At 44.2% G+C, this 21,831-nt stretch carries 16 protein-coding genes; 3 read left to right on the plus strand and 13 right to left on the minus strand.

All coding sequences use genetic code 11. The features are described 5' to 3' along the window. The first annotated feature begins 139 nt into the window (after nucleotides 1–139). Nucleotides 140–493, plus strand: coding sequence for an MmcQ/YjbR family DNA-binding protein (locus tag SIO70_RS33040; RefSeq protein WP_320578188.1), 354 nt, complete (start codon nucleotides 140–142; stop codon nucleotides 491–493). A gap of 143 nt (nucleotides 494–636) precedes the next feature. Here SIO70_RS33040 and SIO70_RS33045 read toward each other — a convergent pair whose 3' ends face one another. The 13 genes from SIO70_RS33045 to SIO70_RS33105 all read right to left on the minus strand — a co-directional run bounded on the left by SIO70_RS33045 (nucleotide 637) and on the right by SIO70_RS33105 (nucleotide 20,796). Further along, the gene (locus tag SIO70_RS33045; protein ID WP_320578189.1) at nucleotides 637–1,416 is read right to left on the minus strand and encodes a sulfite exporter TauE/SafE family protein; all 780 of its coding nucleotides are present in this window, start codon (nucleotides 1,414–1,416) and stop codon (nucleotides 637–639) included. Between the two features lie 355 nt (nucleotides 1,417–1,771). Beyond that, nucleotides 1,772–3,136, minus strand: a complete 1,365-nt coding sequence (locus SIO70_RS33050) for an alkaline phosphatase family protein (RefSeq protein ID WP_320578190.1) — start codon at nucleotides 3,134–3,136, stop codon at nucleotides 1,772–1,774. A 40-nt stretch (nucleotides 3,137–3,176) separates the two neighbouring features. Continuing rightward, nucleotides 3,177–4,394 carry a metabolite traffic protein EboE gene (gene eboE / locus SIO70_RS33055; protein ID WP_320578191.1) on the minus strand — a complete coding sequence of 406 codons (1,218 nt, stop codon included), beginning with the start codon at nucleotides 4,392–4,394 and terminating at the stop codon, nucleotides 3,177–3,179. A gap of 11 nt (nucleotides 4,395–4,405) precedes the next feature. Next, nucleotides 4,406–5,611, minus strand: a complete 1,206-nt coding sequence (locus tag SIO70_RS33060; RefSeq protein ID WP_320578192.1) for a 3-dehydroquinate synthase — start codon at nucleotides 5,609–5,611, stop codon at nucleotides 4,406–4,408. 78 nt (nucleotides 5,612–5,689) lie between these two features. After that, on the minus strand, nucleotides 5,690–6,640 hold the full coding sequence (eboC, locus tag SIO70_RS33065) for a UbiA-like protein EboC (RefSeq protein ID WP_320578194.1): 951 nt from the start codon (nucleotides 6,638–6,640) through the stop codon (nucleotides 5,690–5,692). A 135-nt stretch (nucleotides 6,641–6,775) separates the two neighbouring features. Further along, the gene (locus tag SIO70_RS33070) at nucleotides 6,776–7,759 is read right to left on the minus strand and encodes a TatD family hydrolase (protein ID WP_320578196.1); all 984 of its coding nucleotides are present in this window, start codon (nucleotides 7,757–7,759) and stop codon (nucleotides 6,776–6,778) included. A 220-nt stretch (nucleotides 7,760–7,979) separates the two neighbouring features. Continuing rightward, entirely contained in the window at nucleotides 7,980–8,855 is an 876-nt protein-coding gene (locus tag SIO70_RS33075) for an EboA domain-containing protein (RefSeq protein WP_320578198.1), read from the minus strand. A 416-nt stretch (nucleotides 8,856–9,271) separates the two neighbouring features. Beyond that, complete coding sequence (locus SIO70_RS33080; protein WP_320578200.1) at nucleotides 9,272–10,702, minus strand: VCBS repeat-containing protein; 1,431 nt, start codon at nucleotides 10,700–10,702, stop codon at nucleotides 9,272–9,274. Nucleotides 10,703–10,830: 128 nt separating this feature from the next. After that, the gene (locus SIO70_RS33085) at nucleotides 10,831–12,615 is read right to left on the minus strand and encodes a RagB/SusD family nutrient uptake outer membrane protein (RefSeq protein WP_320578202.1); all 1,785 of its coding nucleotides are present in this window, start codon (nucleotides 12,613–12,615) and stop codon (nucleotides 10,831–10,833) included. A 21-nt stretch (nucleotides 12,616–12,636) separates the two neighbouring features. After that, on the minus strand, nucleotides 12,637–15,882 hold the full coding sequence (locus tag SIO70_RS33090; protein WP_320578204.1) for a TonB-dependent receptor: 3,246 nt from the start codon (nucleotides 15,880–15,882) through the stop codon (nucleotides 12,637–12,639). Nucleotides 15,883–16,335: 453 nt separating this feature from the next. Next, on the minus strand, nucleotides 16,336–18,720 hold the full coding sequence (locus SIO70_RS33095; protein WP_320578206.1) for an ABC transporter permease: 2,385 nt from the start codon (nucleotides 18,718–18,720) through the stop codon (nucleotides 16,336–16,338). A gap of 60 nt (nucleotides 18,721–18,780) precedes the next feature. After that, nucleotides 18,781–19,392, minus strand: a complete 612-nt coding sequence (gene prfH, locus SIO70_RS33100) for a peptide chain release factor H (RefSeq protein WP_320578208.1) — start codon at nucleotides 19,390–19,392, stop codon at nucleotides 18,781–18,783. Between the two features lie 3 nt (nucleotides 19,393–19,395). Continuing rightward, a complete protein-coding gene (locus tag SIO70_RS33105; RefSeq protein ID WP_320578210.1) occupies nucleotides 19,396–20,796 on the minus strand; it encodes an RtcB family protein in 1,401 nt (466 codons plus the stop codon). A 228-nt stretch (nucleotides 20,797–21,024) separates the two neighbouring features. On the opposite strand from SIO70_RS33105, the gene SIO70_RS33110 reads away from it, so the two are divergent. Both SIO70_RS33110 and SIO70_RS33115 read left to right on the plus strand, forming a co-directional pair. Then, complete coding sequence (locus SIO70_RS33110; RefSeq protein WP_320578212.1) at nucleotides 21,025–21,405, plus strand: transmembrane 220 family protein; 381 nt, start codon at nucleotides 21,025–21,027, stop codon at nucleotides 21,403–21,405. Between the two features lie 100 nt (nucleotides 21,406–21,505). Beyond that, nucleotides 21,506–21,817, plus strand: coding sequence for a hypothetical protein (locus SIO70_RS33115; protein WP_320578214.1), 312 nt, complete (start codon nucleotides 21,506–21,508; stop codon nucleotides 21,815–21,817). Nucleotides 21,818–21,831 lie beyond the last annotated feature (14 nt).

The raw sequence follows: 21,831 nt of genomic DNA on the forward strand, positions 1-21,831 counted from the left end.
CTAAGAGACTCATCTATAACAAAAGCTATCTGCTCAACGCGCCTTTTACCATTTCACGTTACAAAAGATATTGCACGCTTGTGCCTTATAATTATCACTGAGAGAATAGGAATTTTTTAACTTTTAAGCTGCCAGTACTATGTTTGACATGACCCTTAATTACTGCCTTGCTTTCCCTGCCGTAGTGCGGGAAGATAAGTGGGATGATGATGTACGGTTTTCCGTAGGTGAAAAGCTTTTCTGCATGATCTCTAAAACTTTTCCACATCAGGTATCCCTGAAGTGCAGGCTGGAAGATTTCCATCGCCTCATTTCCCAACCAGGTATCGTACCGGCGCCATATTTGGCCCGTTATCACTGGGTACAGATCAAACAATTGGAAACTTTGCCAGTTCCCGAATTACAGTCTTTATTACAGAATGCCTACGATCTGGTAGTGAATTCATTACCTCCGGAAGAAAGGGCGCAGATATTGCGTGAGCAAAGGGTATAGCACCCCTGGATTTTTTGTGGTAGGAAGGTTTGCGCCTGACGCTGGCAGCGTTAAGGACTTCTAATTACCCTGAAAATATTAAAAGCTTTTACCCAATCAGGTAAAAGCTTTTTTATTTGGTGGGTGGCCAAAGGCCGACATTTTTAAAAGAAGACAGTGTAGATGATATCATACAACCCAAACACGATCAGCGTACACGCAAATACTTTTTCAAGTAATGGTGATTTCATTTTCACCGCTGTTTTCGCTCCTAAATAAGAAGAGGGTATCGCCGTAAGCGCCAGTAAAAGCGCCACATTCCAGTCAATATGACCCAGGTACCAGTGCATGATGGCCCCGGGTATGGATAAGATCGCAGATAAAACGATGGAACATGCCAGCGCCTGCTTTATAGGCATTTTTAACCGCTTAATAAAGAAGCTACTAAACAACACCCCGCCCGCGTTCGCCAATAAACCGGATAATAAACCAATACCTATTGCCGCCACGATCATTAACCCGGTATGAAACGCTTCTTTTTCAGCAACTTCTTCAGATTTCTTTCTTAAAAATGAAATCAACAACGTCGTACCGATTCCCATGATGAATAAAGCGGTAAAGATCATCAATGTTTCACCCTTTAGGTAATGGCTAAAATAAGCCCCTAATACCGTAGCAGGCACGCCAAATATTGCCCCTAATCCAATCACTCTTTTATCGAAAAGCTTTTCCTTGCTGTAAACCGCCGTTGCAGATATCGTACTGGTAATTGCCGCGGGTAATGGAGAGGCCAGCGCATAAAAGGGGTTGATGCCGGCAAAGATCTGTAATGCCGGCGTACTCACCGCACTTCCTCCTTTGCCTAGTAAACCGGAAAGATAGCCCACGATCAATCCGATGGATAATATTACCCAATAATCAGTCTGTTGAAATAACGCAATCATATACAGGTTAGACACACACGTGCCGGTTGGCAGGTAGTCGGTTGGTTTTGATGAATTTCCTTTTTAGCAAAAATAAGTGTCGCGGACAAGCCAAAAGTACAGTGTTGGCGGAGGTTCAACAAAATAATCAGGGTATTAGGTCATTACTAAAAGTTATGGGATATAACTTTATGTTATGATTCTGACTGTCGTGAGTTTAAGGGGGAATAGCCTACCAAGTCTAGGAAATATAGGAAATCAGGGGATTAGCTAAAATAATCCCCTGACACCAATTTTATTGATTACAAAGTTCATTTTCGTTTGTGAAACCTGCTATTCAAAATACAGATTTCTGCTCTTTCTATGATTGCTCGCTCTATTGCATCGTTTTCCAGATCACATCATAAATATCAACCGCCGTTACCGCATTCGTCTCCTCCCCTTTCGCCGTTATTAATACCGGGTGATACTGACTATCTTCCGAAATTCGCCCATGAGCCCCCTTAATTAATGTCGCATCCAGCGGAATCACATTCATCAGGTACCGGAAACCTAATTTCTTTTTTAACAGCTTAAAACCTGCCTTTAATTTGATCAACGGATCTGCAGGGTTCATAAACATCTCTACCGGGTCATACCCTGGCTTACGATGAATATCTACCAACCTGGCAAAATCCGGCGCCTTCGCATCGTTCAGCCAATAATAGTAAGTAAACCAGCTATTTGTATCTGCTACCAACACGAACTCTCCACTACGTGCATGGTGCATATTGTGTGCTCGCTTGCCTTCGCGGTCCAATACCAGTTGTACACCAGGTATGTTTTCCACAATCGCCCTTACCTTCTTATATACCGAAGGATCATTTATATACACATGGGCAATCTGGTGATCCGCTACCACAAATGCTTTCGATGCCCCTGCATCCAGCAACTCCAAACCACGTTCTTCTCTCACCGCTATCAAACCTTCCTGCCGGAAAATGCGGTTCAGATGAATAGGGTTATTCACATTCGTAATTCCATATTCTGAGAGAATGATCACACGGGTATCCTTCTTTTCATAATGATTCACAAGCTGTTTCACCACCTCATCTACCTCGCGCAATTCTTTGCTGATGCGATTCAGATCCTGCCCGAATTTTTGTAGACAATAATCCAGGTGTGGCAGGTAGATCAATGTCAATGTAGGATTATACATATCATCCGTCATCACCGATGCATCTGCAATCCACTGGGTCGATTTAATATTCGCACCCGGTCCCCAGAACTGAAACAGCGGAAATGTACCTAGCTCTTTTTGCAAATGATCACGCAGTGATGATGGATGTGCATAACAGTCCGGCGCCTTACGGCCATCAGCTAAATACTGCGGACGTGGCGTCACAGAATAATCTGCACTGGAATACATGTTGTACCACCAGAACATTTTGGAAACAGTGAAGGAAGGATCTATCTTCCTCGCCCTTTCCCATATCTTCGGTGCATCTACCAGCTTATTTGATTGTTTCCAGAACTTGATTTCACAATCCTGACGGTCATACCAGCCGTTACCGACTATGCCATGCTCCGCAGGCCATTGTCCGGTGACATAAGTACTCTGTACCGCTGTGGTGACTGCAGGCACCATAGGTTTAATTGTGCGTAACTGATGCTGCTGTACATAGCCCTTTAAAAAAGGGGTGTGTTCTCCAATCAGGGAGGAGGAGAGACCTACGACGTCAATAACAACTGTCTTTTTCATGATCGTTGTGCCATTCTTAGGATATAATTGGTGCTCAAATCTAGCCTTCCATTTTCAGAATTCCAAGCTGTTGCATCACCCAGCCCAATTCGCGCGAAACTGATTGATCCATTGGCAGTTTCAATGCTGCCGGCAATACCCCCCATGTGTAGGTTTCCACCTCCATATGCTGCGTAAATAACTGTTCTCGTTGCAAGGCCAATACTTCACGAATATCAGACTGTGTAGAATATAGTAACTCGTAGTGTTCTAAAAATACCGGTACATGGAAGTGAGATCGCCACTCCACTACATCCTTATTGCTCGCATCTGCCAGTGCCTGTGGTAAGTCAGGATAATGCAGAAAATCACCGTTCGATTTTCGCGCAATGACCTGGTGTAAATAAGTCGGTTCGTTGAATGCACTGAATGCCTGCGCCACCGCTTCTCTTTCTTCAGGAACTGCTGGCATAGTGGCTTTCAGCGCTGCACTGATTTGTAATTTACCAACTTTCAGGCCATACTCGTGCAACTTACTTAATACAAATGCAGGCGACTCATATACCAATGCAAAGTGGCATACGTCATAGCATAATTGAATATGCCTTTTTATAGTAGCACCAGCTTCTTTTTCTGTCATATCAAACTGGTCCAGCAGATAGTTAATACCCAATGGCATCAGGTAAGCAAAGTACCAGTCAATATACTCCTGGATATTCTCCATCAATCCATCCGGCTCCGGTTCTATATCCAGGTGCATCAAAGGACCACCTGCGCGATGTATACGTGCTAACTGACCCAATACCTGCAACATATTTAACGTGGCCGTTTCCATCGCCGCTTCTGTATCATCATGCCATAGTTTGTACGACAAGGGCGCAGTAGAAATACCACCTTCCATATCTGCCGGCAACAAAGCAGCGAGAATACGGAAAAGGCGAGCAGTATAATCCACTCTGTCCGAAGTGGTCCAGTCAGGTGTATGTACCTGGTCTTTTACCACGGTATGATGAAAGCCCCCGTATGGAAAACCATTCATCGTAAATAAATAGCACCCCTGTTCTTTCAGCCATTGCTTGAAAGCCAGCAGGTTAGTTTCTTTAGACAGCTCTAAACTCGCCGTGTTGGCAAGACGCAGACCAATGCCAAAAGGTTTATCAGGCGATACACTTGCTTTAATAGATGGAATATATTGTTGCAATTGCGCGAAATGATCTGGCCAGGTTTCACCCGGGTGAATATTCGTGCAATAGGAAAGATGACCTGTAACTGTTTGCATGAAAATAGGTTTTAAGAAAGCGATTTGACTGTCTCTACAGCTTTGTCTAAAAGTGTCAGATCCATCACATGAACTTCTGCTGCCACCCCGATGCCTTTTAACAGACAAATGGTGAGTCTGCCGCCAAGGTGTTCTCTGAACTCTTCCAATCCCTTGATCACCGGCGAAGGAACACCTTCTTTATGCTCCATTAACGGGTGGTACACCGGCAAATGTAACTGCTGCAATAACTTTACTATCCGCAAAGCAGATGCCTGATCCAGCCAACCCAGCAATGAAGCATAGACACTGTCTACTGCCATTCCAATGGAAACAGCTTCTCCATGGCGCAATTCGAAATTAGATAACTGTTCCAGTTTGTGCGCACTCCAGTGACCAAAATCCAATGGCCTGGAAGAACCACTTTCAAATGGATCGCCCGCACCACCAATGTGCGCCATGTGTAAGGCAGCACAACGGTATACCAGTTCCTGCATGAGCGGAAGATCTCCGTTTGCCAGCGCTGTAGCGTTCGCTTCCAGCCATTCAAAGAAAGGTGCATCTTTGATCAGTGCTACTTTTACAGCTTCAGCAATACCTGCCCGCCAGTCTTTCGGATCCAGCGTTGTAAGCAGATGCGCATCGTTGAATACGGCTGCTGGTGGTGCAAAGGTGCCCAGGAAGTTCTTCTTCCCTTTGTAGTTAATACCATTCTTGACACCAACCCCTGAATCGTTCTGTGATAACACGGTGCCTGGTATACGAATATGACGTACCCCCCGGTGAGATACAGCAGCTGCAAACCCTACCAGGTCCAGTACGGCGCCACCACCAATGCCGATTACAAATGAATGGCGGTCGATGGAATACTGATCGATCGCGTCCACCAGGCTATAAAATAACGGCATGTCGTTCTTTACAGCTTCGCCACCAGGAATAACAAGGATGTTGCCTGCAAGTTCAAAACCTTTCACGGTTTCGCAATAATGTTTGATTTGTATAGGAAGGTTCGGATGATGTTTGATCAATCCTTCATCAGCAATAACCAGTAAGCGCTTGCTAAGATTGTTCGCGGCCTGGGATTCCAGGTAGTTCTTAAGCAGTGGGTTCCCTGAGTCAAAGAGATGGGTTGTAAAGAATACCTCGTAGGTATATGGAACACTGAATGTCTGTTGAATAACGTGCATAGCTATGATTGTGTGCTCATCAAATAATAAAAGCCGTTTTAAAAGTAGCATGAAAAAATCGCTTTTGCCAGTGACAAAAGCGATTTTCTTTGCGCTGGCCCTGCGGCCAACTATATAAATTCAACAATATCAGGTTACAGCAAAAGCTCTTGCAATCAGCATAGATATAGGTAACAATATCAACACCAACAATGCATGTTGCAGGGAAGAAAACGCAGCGACCCAGGCTGCATTCATGGCTATCAACGCAATGATCCCTCCTTTCACCGCCTTCCCGATATTAGGTCCTGTAGGATTTTTCATGGCAATCCACAGTGGTCTGTTAATCATAATGATAAATAACAGGATGAACGGAGATGCAATGAGCAGGTGTTCATTATAATATGCCAGTGCTACCATCGTACCATATACCAGTGCATAAGCAATAGCTGCTATCCGCATAGTCATTGCATTGCCCCCATGTACCTCACCACGACTGATGTAGGTCACTGCCGCAATGTATACGACAGGAATAATCCCCATCCACCAATACGCTTGCAAAGCAGGCATCACAATACTAATTCCTAACAATAAATTCAATCCCCTGCAAAGGCCCATATTCACAGGGCCCCATGCCTGGTGTTTCCCCCATTTATCATATACCAGTGCACATACAGTAATACCCAGTGCAATAAAACCAGTCACACGTGCAACAGTAAATGCCGCCAGTATACCGACTAATAAAAGGTACGACCCCAGTACAATTGCCTGGTTCATAGAAATTATGCCACTTGGAATCGGGCGTTCAGGGCGTTCAACTGTGTCCAATTTTGCATCCATTACATCGTTGAACACCACACCTCCTCCATACAGACCTACAGTAGCCAGACAGAGACAAAGTACGGGCAACAGATGATCCAGGTAATTGACCATTGCAGACCCCAAAAAACCGGATATAGCTATCCCAGCCAAAACATCTGCTACAGCGGTCACGATATTGGCAGGACGCATTAAACGTAAATATCCTAGTAATTTGCTAATAATATAATTCACCGGGTACACAGGTTTTCTCAATGACGAATGACGAAATACGAATTGCATTTGATCCATATTCACACACATGTTTTAATTTATCAGCACGACGAACAACTCCCTGCCTGGTTAAAATAACCTGGCAGTGGTGTACGATCTGTCTGGGTTTTAATCAGGACATTCGTCAATTCTAAATACTGCTGTTTAACTGATGATAGTAGACTGAGCATTACGGAAAGGTTGTTGACCACCGCGTAATACGGTACTTCCGTTGAACTTCAGGCTCTGGTCTATATTCTTTACCATCTCAAAATCCGCTTCATTAATTTGTCCACTTTGGGCAAAGGCTGTTATAGCATTGCGGAAAGTTACCAAATGAATGTCATTCGAGTCAATACCACTTTCGTGCATGAGAGCCGCTGTTTTAGGTACAGCCAATGGGTCACTGATACCCCAGTCGGCAGCAGAATTAATCATAATCCGCTCACTGCCATACTGTTTTACAACTTCTACCATGCGCTCGTTCCCCATTTTTGTAAATGGATAAATGGTAAATGCAGCCCAGAAACCCCTGTCCAATACTTCTTTTACAGTCTCTTCGTTATTGTGGTCTACAATCACCATTTTTGGGTCAATGCCATGTTCGATGGCAATGTCCATACTACGTGTGGTACCTTTCTTTTTATCTCTGTGTGGCGTATGGATCTGCACTGGCAAACCCGCTTCCTTAGCGAGTTCTAGCTGTGCGCGATAATATTTTTCTTCAGCGGGTGTCTGGTCGTCAAAGCCTATTTCACCTACACCTACTACTCCTTCTTTGTAAATAAAAAGAGGCAGTATTTCCATCACAGCTTCCGCCAGTTTTTCATTGTTGGCCTCCTTGCTGTTCAATCCGATGGTGCAATAATGCTTAATACCAAATTGTGAGGAACGAAATCGTTCCCAGCCAATGAGGGAATTGAAATAATCCCTGAAGGTATCAATGCCGGTTCTGGGTTGTCCTAACCAGAAAGCAGGCTCTATTACAGCAGTAATACCAGCCGCTGCCATAGCCTGATAATCGTCTGTGGTGCGGCTTGTCATGTGAATATGGGGATCAAAGAACTGCATTCCTTTTATACGCTCCATATACGCGGGTACCATTGTCAATGGTTGGGTTGTTCCATTCAGTTCGTGACTACAACACATGTCAAAATAATTTCGTGAGACCTGATAATTTGTTTAAAATTCCTGGTTGAATGACTGCAAGTTTACTGCATATACATTGAAGGTGTGATACACGTTTATGCTATTCAATGTTAATTCCGGTTTTCCGCAGGTTCATATCATGAATTAAGGCAATACATTTGCCTATTGAAGCTGACGAGTGCCAACTATGTTATACATTTACCTGTTTACCTGTTGTCAACTATACACTCGCTTTTTCAGCAACAATATCCCATGTCAACGATTGATCGGCGATGGCACCAGCCAACTCCGGCGATTGCTGCAGGAGTGCTTTTGCCGGCGCAAAACCGGTATGAGCACAGGCCAATGCCGCAGCTTCTTTGTCTATGATCTGATCCGATGCCCAGATACGACTGATATCAGGCAGGATCTCATGATCAATAAAAGGAGCGATCAATCTCCACAACATCGGATTGATCTTTCTGCCGGCAGCCCAGCGTTCATGTGCATAATCAATCAGGATCTGCGCAAGTACCGGGTTAGCACGTTCGTCAAGACCAGTGATCAAATGCACAGGTTTGTCTGTAAAAATCGCTTTCATCACCAGCTGATTCCAGGCTGGTTCATCCAGGTACTGGGCAGGATAACTATTGTGTACCATGATGGCTTCCAGCACCCCGCCTATGTTTGAGCGGATACCTTCAGCAGTACGCAGTTTCCACTCTTCCCCATATGCCAGCAAAGGCAATGCACCATACAATGTAATCTGCTCATTCATATCTGCTGCCGAGAAGAGGTCTTCAATAGCAGCGACATAACGGGACCGGTCCTCCGAAGGAAACTGGAGCAACCACCAGATACGTGCGAGGCGATCTAACGTATACCCATAAATGAAAAAGTTATCTGCCTCGGGAATGTGCGTGTCTGGTATGACTTGTTTGCCCGTGAAACGGGGCATGGCAGTGAAAGTGATGTTGAAGCGCTGAGTAGTCTTCGCTTCCTGTAGCAGCTGTAACTGTTGTTGAAGCCAGTTAAGCGCTTGTGGCGTGGAGTGCGTAGCGATTATTGCATGTATTCGGTTTTTTACCAACGCACAATCATAATAGTATGGTTCCATCTTTGAGACCTTGGTTGTCTGGCTTTAAAGTTAGCAGAATATGATGAAAAATAATAAAAGAGTTACGAAAGGTAGCGTGGTAATTTAAATGGCTGTATCATAGGTATTTATTTTTGGTTGTAAATAAAAGAGAGGCACATTGTGCCTCTCCTTCCGCCATTCTAAAACCTGATCAGTTCAATCAGGAGTATCTTTATAGACAAAACAATACAAGCGTATTGTTTATATTTTTAAATGTATGTATCCAGGGAAATAATCAAGGTGGGCTAATCTCTATGTTAGCATGCCACGATTTAGATTTCTTACCTGTTGTTGTGTATGCAATATAAGGATTTATTTGTTACAACTATGATCTGCCATGTAAAAAAAATGTCAACTTGAGTTACTATTTAATTGATGAGTAAGGTTGGGGCCGGTTATTTTTTCTTATTTTCCAGCAGTACCAGCGGCGTATGAATATTCCAGGCCGGTTCATACCCATCCTGGATGATAAATCCCCTCGAATAGCTACCCAACACCAGGTCGATATCCCCATCTTTGTCATAGTCACCTGCCGCCATACAGATCCATCTACCCTGGTCAACCAGCCCTATAACTGCATGAGGTTCAAACACTAATGCCTTTTTTTGTTCCAGGTATACAAATTTCTCCGAAGGGTTATTCTTCAGATCTGCAAAAAAGGCAATCGTAGCCAGATCAATATCCCCATCCTGGTCAAAATCTGCAGCTATCACCTTGGTACACCCATTAATGTGGTAGAAGAAATCTGGTTTATCCACATCAAATTTAAAATTTCCCTTATTCAAAAATACATACACCCCGTGGTAAGGCTTGAGAATCATAGAATAATCACCATTGTCGCCAGCCGTATAAATAATGTCCGGCTTGCCGTCTTTATTTATATCTGCCAACTGAAAACTGGTGGACCCATAAACCGGTGGAAAACGAAGGACGTTCTCACTTGTAAATCCCCCCTTTTTATCATTCAGGAATAGCCAGATCCCTTCATCATCATAAGCATATAACACCACCAGGTCAGGGTAGCCGTCATTGTTGAAATCGCCGGTTTCAGCATGAATAGCACCCGGCACCTCCCGTATTGTTTTCCTGTTCTCCTCATTTACAAGATAAAGCCCCCCGAATTTGTGGCCAAACCCAAGGGTAACATAGTCATTCCCAAATGGCAAAGTTTGAACAGGTCTGGGCAAACCCATGGCAATCGTATGCACCTCTCTCAATGAAGGGGTTATTTTCCAGATCACACCCGCCAACTGATCTACCGCCCTCAAATTCCCAATACAAGTCAGGATACCCGTATCCGCCGCCACCCAGTTTAAATCTACTCCTGTTGATTGCAGATCAAATATTTTCCCCGCCTTCAAACTATCCCATTTAAACAGCGATGCCGTCTTCCCATTCTCTGCACTTGAATACACTCCACCCGTAAATGGATCAATGGAAACTAAGGTCGTACTCGCCCTATAAACAGTATCGGTTATTAGGGGCGTATGTACGGCAAAAATCGAAGCATCCTCTTTTAAAGACGCAGATCCCGCTTTCAATGAATCAGGCGCTAATTCCCTATAATAACTCACAATTTCATTCCATTCCTGGATGGTGATCCCACCTTTCTGCGCATAATACTTATCTTCATCCCACACACCAATCCCCAGCTTGGGCGCCATCGCCGGCAATACATGCTTTAACCACGTTTCTTTATCTAACAAGGCAGGTGACACCGCTATATGACAGCTACTACAATATTTAGTAGCCAACGCCTCGCCTTTCGGCCGGCTTTTACAAGAAAAGATGATAACGAGGAATACGAAAGGAATATATCTAACCATATATTACAAGTTAAAAAAAATTACGAATGGCAGCACTCGGCCGCCATTCGTAATTCAACTGCCCCGGATTAAGAGGCTCCCGTACTGACGGGCTCATTCATCACTCAAATGAGAACTTTTAATAATTATTAATAACCTTGGTTTTGCTCCAATGTCTTTGTACCACCTTTTACACTCAGGTCAATCTGACGCTGTGGTATCGGATAATGCTCATTTCTTCCAGACACAAACTTACCACCTGTGATGTCAGTAGTAATCTTTGACTCATACGCAAAGAACCTGGTCATTTCTGTAGCCGCAATACCCCAACGAACTAAGTCGAAATATCGCTGTCCTTCCATGGCCAATTCCAGCTTACGCTCAAAGTAGATGGCCTTCAGGGAAAAATCCTTTCCACCCGCTGCAAATGTGCCGGGAGTATAAGTCGATATTACATAATTAGCTGCAGGCGTTGTGGAGAATCCACCCATCGGTGCCGCATCATTTGTGTATTTATACACCGCTGTTGCTGGCTTACCTGCCCTGGTACGTACCTGGTTTACATAAGTTTCTGCAGCGGTATAGTTACCCAATTGTGCTTCTGCCTCTGCTGCCTGCAACAATACATCTGCATAACGAATCAACACTACATTCAATGCAGATCCCGGCGCCCAGGAGTTCGCATCTTTGTACTTATCCTGGTTATACTGCCAGTACACATTTTTCTTTGGTGCATAAGGCCCTGCATAATCCTGGTCACGTACCCATGAACGACCCGGGTGATTACCCCAATCCAGGTAAGGAATACCACGACGACCTACCGTCCAGTCCAATCTTGGATCCAGGTTTCCTGCATCAGGTGTGAATGGCTCTGTAGACAGGATCTTCATGTCATTCTTCACCGCATGATCATTTGCATCATCCAGGTAAGGTAATCCAGTGGCATCTGTACGATATGAATTCACCAGGTCCTGTGTAGGCTGATAGAATCCACAACAACCAAACGGACTGTTATAAGGGAAGTTCAGCATCTCACCCTGATTCGCATTCGCAATAGAAAGCGTACCATCATTGGCTGTCATCTGGATCGCGAATACAGATTCCTTGTTATTTTTATTAGCCGGATCAAAGTTATCTTCAAAGCGATCTACCAATCCGTAAGGCAAACCATTTGTAGTCTGTCCTTTTACTGTGATGATATCAAATAGCGCTTTCGCATCCGACCACTTTGCCTGATATACATAAGTCTTTGCCAGGTAACAGGCAGCTGCCCATTTGTTAGCACGACCTACGCTGGTTTGTGTCTCCGGCAGGTTATCGTAAGCATACTGAAAATCTGCTTCGATTTTAGGCCAGATATCCACATTATTCGGTTGTTTGTAATCGTCCATGTTCGTTTCATCAACCCATGGAACTTTGTCATACATCTTCTTCAGCTCAAAGTAATAATGACCACGCAGGAACAAAGTCTGTGCTTTCACACCCACCTTATCGGCATCCGTCATACCTGTAGCATCCGGCAATAATGATAACAAGGTATTGGCCCTGGCTATACCTTCGTACAATACCTGCCATTTGGTATTAAAGAAACCATTACTTGGATCAAATACACCTGAGGCAATCTGGCTCACAGGCGGCTGGTCAACGGCATCACTACCTTTGTGTGCATCGCCGGCAGCTACACTACCATAGATCCAGTTAGTCGGTGTAGCTTCCCATGGGTTACTACCATTCAACGCTGTTGTACCACTACTTTGCCCATCCAGTGCAGCATATACACCTACGAGCAAAGCCTGAATACCATCTTTACTCTGTACGTCACTACCTGTCAATGCTCCCTGAGGGCTACGTTCCAGGAAACTCTTGCTGCACGCATCTACCAGTATGGCAGTAGACATCACTGCCGCTATGACTATATATTTTGACTTAATCATTGTTAGCGATTTTTAACATTTTCAGAATCCAACATTTACACCTATCAGGTACTGACGCTGGTTAGGATAAGCACCTTCATCCAAACCATAGTTGGTAGAACCACCAGAGATCTCAGGATCTATACCTTTATACTTCGTGATCGTGAACAGGTTCGCTGCCTGTACATATACGCGGAAGCGATCTATACCTACCCGCTTCAATATTGACGCAGGGAAAGTATAACCCAGGCTCATATTCTTCGCTCTGAGGTAAGAACCGTTTTCTACGAGGTAAGAGTTAGGTACGTTGTTCGTACTGAAAGAGTTGTCATTTTCCTGGATAGGAGCAGTAGCATTGTGATGATCAGGTCTCCATGAATCATAGAGCGCTGTCTTACTTTTTGCACCTGCAAAGTTAGCATAGTAGTCAGTCCACCAACGAACCTGGTTCCAGATCTGGTTACCTTGTACACCATACAGGAAGATGCTGAAATCAAAGTTTTTATAATCAAGTTCCAGGTTCAGACCATAGCTGAAATCCGGGTTAGGATTACCAAGGAAAGTTCTGTCTGCTTCAGTGATCTGACCATCATGGTTGATATCCGCATAGCGGAAACGACCCAGCGCTGCCTGTGTTTGGTAGGTAGCATTACTATTGCCGGTTGCTTTCTGTGCTTCCAGGTTAGCAGCTGTGATCTCATCCTGTTCATTCCAGAAACCTATTGTCTTATAACCAAAGAAGCTGGATACAGGTTGTCCTACTGCGTTACGAATGATGAAGCTACCATTGAAACGACGTGACTCCTGGTCAAAGTAAGGCGCATCATAAGAAATAGCTACGATCTTGTTCTTGAATGTAGTGAACGTAGCATTTGCTTTGAACGTGAGTTCTTTCGTCAGGTGAATACCCGTAGCTGTGATAGACAGGTCTATACCATGGTTTTCCATCTGTGCAATATTCACAGTAGGAGGATCTGTACGACCAGCAGTAGCAGAAATTTCAGGTTTGTACAACAGATCTTTTACTTTCTTGTAGTAATAGTCTGCACTCACTTCCACTTTACCTTTGAAGAAGCTCGCATCAATACCTATGTTGGAGTTGATGTTGCTTTCCCATTTCGCATCCGGGTTACCAATGTGTGTTTTCGTAAAACCAGATACCAGTGTGCTGGAAGTACCATTCAGGTCATAGAAAGAAGAACCTTTGTTCAAACCATATTGTGTAAAGGCGTTTGAACTTTCCACATTCAGCTGGTTACCCATGATACCGTAACCACCCCTGATCTTCAAGTCTGTCAGCCAGGATACATCTTTCAGGAAAGCCTCCTGAGAAATGCGCCAACCAGCACTTACAGCCGGGAACCAACCATAACGGTAGTTAGCACCGAACTTACTGGAACCATCACGACGAATAACCGCACCTAACAAATAACGATCGTGGTAACTATAATCCACACGACCGAACAGGGAGAACAACCCATCTGAATAGGTGCCACTGCCAGTTGTCTGCGTACCGGTACCGGTAGAAAGATTGGTGAAGTTAGGATCGAAAATGAAGTAATTCTGTGTAGTACCGGTCAGCGTGCGACCATGGTTGTCGTAAGCTTCAGAACCAATTAAAGCAGTGATATTATGTCTGCCAAATTTCTGGCGGAAAGTCAGGGTATTGGTCCATGTCCAGTTGTAACCATTGCTGGAACCTTCGGTATATGAATTCGTTTTATTGTTTTCCGTATTTTCATATTCCGGATAGGTGAAGGTGTGTGTGCTGGATGAGAAGATTTCACCACCGAATGATGTACGGAGTGTGAATACTTTCAGCACATCTGCTTCCAGGAACATGTTGCCCAACAGGCGTGAACCCAATCCTTTGTTGTTACGGATACGATCCTGGATCGCAACAGGGTTACGCGCATTACCCAGCTGTGCACTGTTGGTACTGAAAGAACCACCATAGTTACCTTTGATATCGTATACCGGAATGATAGGCTGCTCGCGGAAAGCCATACCAATTCCACTACCTTCTGTGAGTGCATCGATCTGTGGATTGTCGATGAGAGAGTATTCGATATTCTCCCCTATCCTGATATGCTGACTCACATTGAAGCTACTATTAGAGCGGATCGCATAACGTTTCAGGTAAGTATTTTTCAGCGTACCTTCCTGATTAAAATAATAGAAAGAGAGGAAATAACTACCCTGATCGCTGGAGCCACTTACTGAAACGTTGTGACTGGTGATAGGTGCTGGCTTGAAGATCTCATGGAACCAATCAGTACCTTGCTTGTTAGCCTTGGTAATACGATAGAAATTATCCAGGTCTGAAGGGTTTTTATAATTTGGATCTACATTATACAAAGAAGGATCTACACCAGGATCACCTTCTTTCAAACCACCGGGAGCAATGTAATCAGGTAAAACGGGGGTAGCACCGGAGCCATACAGACCATCGTTGTACACAATATTCGGATCCGTATTTTTCAGCGCCATCCATTTCAGGTTAGCCTGCTCCTGTGAATTCAGCAGGTGCCACACATTACCACCTTTAGGTACCTGACGACCATAGTATGCATCGTAAGTCACTCTTACTTTGCCTGGCTTACCTTTTTTAGTAGTAATAATGATCACACCGTTTGCCGCTCTGGCACCATAGATGGAGGCCGAACCTGCATCTTTCAGTACCTGCATGGACTCCACATCATTTGGGTTGATGTCCACAATATTTTGTGTTGGCACACCATCAATTACATAGAGCGGGGTGTTATTACCAAAAGTATTCACACCACGGATACGTACCTGTGGCTCTTCACCGGGCTGACCAGAGCCGAGTACCATGATACCTGATACCTGCCCCTGCAACTGGTTGCTTACCTGTGCAGTGGGTTGGCGGGTGATCTGTGCTACATTCACAACAGATACAGCACCTGTCAGATCTTTTTTACGTTGAGTGGCATAGCCGGTTACAACTACTTCATCGAGCGAACCGATTTTTTCAGAGAGAATAACGTCGAGCGAGGGTCCATCACCTACAGTTACTTCCTGTGAAGTATAACCGACGAAAGAGAAAATGAGGACATCCCCTTTTTTAGCTTGTAATGTGTAATGTCCACCAGGGTCAGTGGCACCACCTCTGTTTGAACCTTTTACTGCTACAGTAACACCGGGCAAGGGATTGCCGGAGGATTTGTCAGTAACTTTACCAGTTATACGGGTTTGGGCTAGTACGTTACCGGCAAGCAGCAACAAGGCCCAGCACCATATAATGGTGCGGCATACATGTTTCTTCATAACGTGAAACGTTGTTTTTTTTAGGTGAATGAATGGCCTGATCCTGGTCCTTTTGTTGAGAAAAAGACACAGCGATAAGAGCCGGTTACAGCATAATCCGGGTAATTAAAGAGGGTTTTGCAATAATGCCAGTCGGAGATACTAATTCTCTTCGCACTGCCCGCGAATGCAGTGGGAGGGTGTTACAATTCCGGTCAAGGTTTATTTTAATTGGGTATTTGCTACAGCACTATTTCAGGAGGGCACATTTGCACAGGCGTACAAACTACTACATACAGCTTGTTCTCATGTCATAACGTTGTTTAGAATAATAATCGTGGATATTAGACTTTGGTTACGTCTACCAAATTAACACATTCATTTGTTTTATGCAAAGATTTTTTTTTAAACTAAAAAAAATAGGGCGTATCAAAAGACAGATACACCCTATTTTTATTAAACAGATTAATACAATTACTCAGTGCGAAGACTCTTTACAGGATTTATATTCGCCGTCTTTATTGCCCGCCATGCTACCGTCAACACTGTGATTATCATTGAAAACAAAATTGCCACAGCGAAAACAGTAATCCCCGGCTCCGTCCTGTACACAAAAGAATCCAGCCAGCGGTGCATCACCCACCAGCCTACCGGCGCAGCGACTACAAAACCAGCTATCAACAACAGGAAAAATTCTTTTCCAAACAACCACAATATATTTCCCAGCCCGGCACCCAATGTCTTCCGGATCCCCACTTCTTTCGTACGCTGTGCTGCCATAAAAGAAATCAACCCATACAAACCAATACAACCAATCACCACCGAAATCAATGTAAATATGCGAACCAGCTCATAAATAATAAGGTCCTTCTGGTACAACCTCGACATGTCATCATCCAGGAAACTGGATTGAAAAATATAAGCAGGATATACCTCCTTCCAGGCATTTTCGACAGCTGCCATCATCTGCGGTGCCCTTGCCATATTAATACTCACCGCACAATTCTGATAGGTGTATATGAGGGTGGTGATCACCAGGGGCTCTATCGATTCGTGAAAAGAGCGGTAATGAAAATCTTTCACTACACCTACTACTGTACCCTTTGTCCCATTCACAGTTGCAGGATACCCGATTATTTCACGAGGTGAGCGAAATCCCAGTTTCTTTACTGCCGTTTCATTCACCACAAACTCTCTCATCGTATCTGAAGCCGTTACATTTCTTCCAGCGATCAACTGCAATCCGAAAAAAGGAATATAATTCGCATCCGCCGTCTTATAAGCGACAGAAACATTCCTGTTGTTACAAACAATTCCTGTAGAAGGAGAATAATCTGCTGCCGGGGCTGTCCGGCAAAAAGTAAACCCACTAATGTCACCCAGCTTACCTGACAATGCATGCACCTTTGCCGCATCATTGTCAGGTACCGGCAGCATCACGATGGCCGATCTGCGAAATCCCGGATCTGCTTCCTGTGTATACCTCATTTGATTGGCGATGATAATGGTACAAATGATCAGCAATTGTGAAATAGCAAATTGTACAATCACTAATCCCCTTCTGAAAGAAAATCCACGGGCCGCCTTTTTTTGCTGTAATGCCACTACCGGCCTTAACCCTGAAATAATCAGTCCCGGGTACATGCCGGACAATAATACGATGCTTATAAAAAGCACGATTAAAAAACTCCAGCCACGCACATTCCACCAGCTTATCGTCGTGTGCAACAGGTTGTTTAAAAAAGGTAATCCCAGCCATGCCAGCATCACACCCGCTACCATGGCTGCTATTGTCAATAGCGCTGTTTCAGTAATGAACTGCATAAACAGCTGCCAACGGAAACTACCTAGTGCTTTTCTGACACCAATCTCTTTGGAACGGCTCCAGGCCTGCGCTATAGACAGGTTTATAAAATTGATACAGGTAGTAATGATCAATAAAAACCCTATACAGGATATCATCCACAAGGTGCTTTTCCGAATCACCCCATCCAGTGTTGTATTAAAGTGAATGTCTCCCAAAGGTTGAGTGACAAAGGCAAAAAAACTATCTTCATTCCCATATGCTTTTTTAGCAAGATCTTTCAATGTCTGGTCTGCCACAGCTTGAGTAATACCGGGCTTCAGCCTGATAAAACATTGCACCGATTTATTTACACTCATCCACCAGTCTTCTACCATCCACTGTTGATAGTCCTTCAATTTGTCAAATGGGAAAAAGATCTCCTGCCGCAGGTCTGTATTTGCAGGCAGGTCTTTCAATACGCCACTGATCTGAAAACGCATGGTATCATCCAGCAAAAAACTTTGTCCTACCGGGTCCTGCTTACCAAAATATTTATGCGCGATCCTTTCGGTAATGACCACGCCATGGGTATTGCCGTTTAATAACGGAAAGTTGAACATCTCGAAATAAGCAGGATCAGTGAAAGCGATGTCTTCCAGGAAATTCTGACCACGCGTCACCGCTATGCGTTTTTTACTTAACATGTCCAGGTGTGTCACCTGCTCTGCAATACCATAATCATTTTTGAAACGATCAGGCAACGGGCCAGGTACTCCTGTATTGACCGACGCCTGTTCATCCATATGAAATTTCGAAATGATCCGGTAGATCTGCTCTTTGTGCAAATGAAAATTGTCAGTACGCAGGTGATAAGTTACGGTGGCATAGATAAGAATAATGCAGGCTATGCCAATAGCCAGGCCCGTAATATTAATGAACGCATACGCTTTGCGGTGTTGCAAACTGCGAATGGCTGTGTGCAGGTAGTTGCTCATGGTCTTTGCAGGCCGGAAAAGTATGCCAACAATAAAATAATTGATTATCAATATGTTTACTGATGTAATAGTGTTCATTTCAGCACAGTAGCTGCCCGCAAATGACACATCGCCCATTTGCTGGAATACCCCCCTTTTTTACAACGCTTCTTCAATCGTTTTCACAGCACGTCCGCGTTCCAGTTCATTATGTTCCTGCCATTGCTCCTGTTGCTGCTGAATCAGTTTTTCACCCTGCCATGCCTGCACTTTTGCTTCCAGCCTTTTCAAACAAAGCTGTTTATTCTCCCATTGAGAACGGCTATCCATCGCCAGCACCTGTATGCCAGAAGGAATGTGTGTACCACGCACTGCAGTTTCCACCTTATTCACATGCTGCCCTCCAGGACCTGATGCTCTGCATGTTTCCATTCTCACATCCGCCATTTTAAACTGCAGCTGTTTCGCAACATCGAAAAATGCCACTCCTACAAACCAGTTCTTTCGCTTGTGAAACTTTCTATATGGACTACGGGCAATCCATTGAACTGTGCCTGCCCATTCTTTTGATAAGTTGTCAATATCGCCACTTACTGACAACAATGTGGATAAGAAGGTGCCTTTCAGGTCACCCGGTGTACTATCCAGTAATTCTATTGCAATGCCTCCTTTACGACATTGTGCAAATAACTTTTCAGTTACTTTGGCCACCACCCTGCTACATTCCGCTGGTCCTTTGCCAGCAGTTATTTGTATGATAGCTTTGTCCATTACTTATTCTTTATACATTCTTACAATACGGGGAACGAATCTTCCCTCAATGTTTACCAACTCCTGCTGCGCATCTATCACTCGTTCAATGTCTTTGTATGCCAGCGGATTTTCTTCTACGCTACCACCGATGAGTGTAACATTGGCATCGGCCAACATCTTCTTCAGTGCAGACATCGTCACATTTTCTTTTGCGCGTGTACGACTCATGGCCCTGCCTGCACCATGTGAGGCAGAGTACAAAGATGCCGGTACACCTTTGCCTGATACCAGGTAAGCTGCTGTCGTCATACTACCCGGAATGATGCCTAACTCACCTGCATGCGCAGGCGTCGCACCTTTACGGTGAATGATCGCTTTGCGACCATCTGCCAACGTATCTTCCCATGCAAAGTTGTGGTGGTTCTCAATCGTAGCCAGTGATTGCAAACCCGTTTCTTTCAGCAGGTTTGCATGAATCCTGTCATGACATGCTTTGGCATATTCACCTGCCAGCTGCATACTCATCCAGTACTCCTGTCCTGCCTGTGTATCGAGATCTAACCACGCCAGTTGTTGTGCCTCTCTGGGCAACTTGCAGGTATTCATCGCGATCTTTGTATAATGCTGCGCAATAGCAGCACCTAAACCCCTGCTACCTGAGTGTGATAAGAGGGCGAGATACTCACCTGCTGCAATGCCTAAAGCATTGTCTTCATTCAATGTAATCAGGCCAAATTCTACAAAGTGATTCCCGGTACCTGATGTACCTAATTGCCTGGCTGCTTTTGACTGCAACCTTCTTAACAAATCAGTTGCTTTGAATGTAGCATGATCCAGTACTGCATGTTCCTGCTCCATATCTAATCCACCTTCCAATCCAAAATGCGTGAAGTTTTTCAACGCAGTTTTTAACTGGAAAGAATATCGCTTCAGAAAACTCTCGCCTGTATCTAAGATAGAGAGGGCCATTCTGCACCCGATATCCACACCTACTGCATAAGGAATCACCGCTTTGTGCGTAGCGAGCACGCCACCAATTGGCAAACCATACCCGGTATGTGCATCAGGCATCAAAGCGCCCTGCACAGCAACTGGCAGCGTCATCGCTATCTCCATTTGCCTTCTGGCACCGGCTTCTATTTCTTTGGCGCCATACACTTTTACATCACCTGTTGTTTCCAGTAAGGAATGTGCACGGAAAGGTTTTACTACTACTTCTTCAAGGAAGGTAGCAGCTATTTTTCCCAGTACTTCATCATTACGATAAGTAGTGGGATTGTCTTTAATATCATTCAATAAAGAGATCGCTTCTTCTTTTGTATGATGCTTAAAGTGTTTAGAGAATATATTAATCACAAGGCTCCGGGCACGATCGTCTGTATAGCCGATCCTGCTGAGCTCTTTTGCTTTTAAATTGCTCATAAGAATGCTTCGTGCAGGCATAGCAATGCCGCAACTAAATTTTTAATCAGGAAAAATTAATTGGAAACGGGGTGTCCTGCCGGACTATGCGGCAAGATCGATGGGTGATATGTGGGTACGGTTCAGCATGATTCCTTGTGTTTTAAAAAGTGATGAAATAAGGAATTCGGGGCAAAGGTATATTTTTTTTATATATTGGTGAAATATTCTACAACATCAGGTCTCTTTATGAAATTATTCAACATTATATGGTGCATCCTTTTCATCATTTTCGCAGGATTGCAATACAACGATCCGGATCCATATATCTGGATGCCTATCTATTTGTACGGAGCGGCATGCTGTGCATTGGCTGCCATGGGCAAATTTTATAGAAAAGCATATGTAGCAGGTAGTCTGGTATACCTGTGTTATGCAGTATATAAATTCTTTGATCAGAATGGCGTATGGGATTGGGCGACCAAACATCATGGGGAGAACATTGCAGAGACTATGAAAGCCTCGCAGCCATGGATTGAAGAAACCAGGGAGTTCTTTGGCCTGTTCATCCTGATCGCTGTTCTAATGATCGATTATATTTATGCCGGACGTAAAAAAGCGGGAAAATAAGGGGAATAATCTTTATCTTCAGTAGGAGTAAGTTTTTCTGATAACCCACATCCTGCTCATGAGAAGATTGATCCCAAAACACCTGCACTCCTCATAATATATGTCCGGTTTTTCCATTTTGCCTGTTCGTTATTCTAAAATCGTGGCCGCTGCTGAGTCTATTACCTGGCCTGTTTCAGGTGTTAGCGAGAGTTCATTAGGTATGGTTGATTATTGTATCACCGCCCACGATCATATTCCTGTTTCAATTCAGTTTAGTCTGGGTGCTGCTGTGTATGGGCCTTATTATTTCAGTGATGAAGGGGAGGGTGAGTTTGTGGCTGTTGGAATGAAGGCGGAGCTTGATATATCAGGCGTAATCCTGAGAATCGGCGAGTGGTATACGATTGAGATTGTAAGTATTTTTGCTTAAAAAGCAACGGCCTG

The sequence above is a fragment of the Chitinophaga sancti genome (genome assembly GCF_034087045.1).
In the GTDB taxonomy this organism is placed as follows: domain Bacteria; phylum Bacteroidota; class Bacteroidia; order Chitinophagales; family Chitinophagaceae; genus Chitinophaga; species Chitinophaga sancti_B.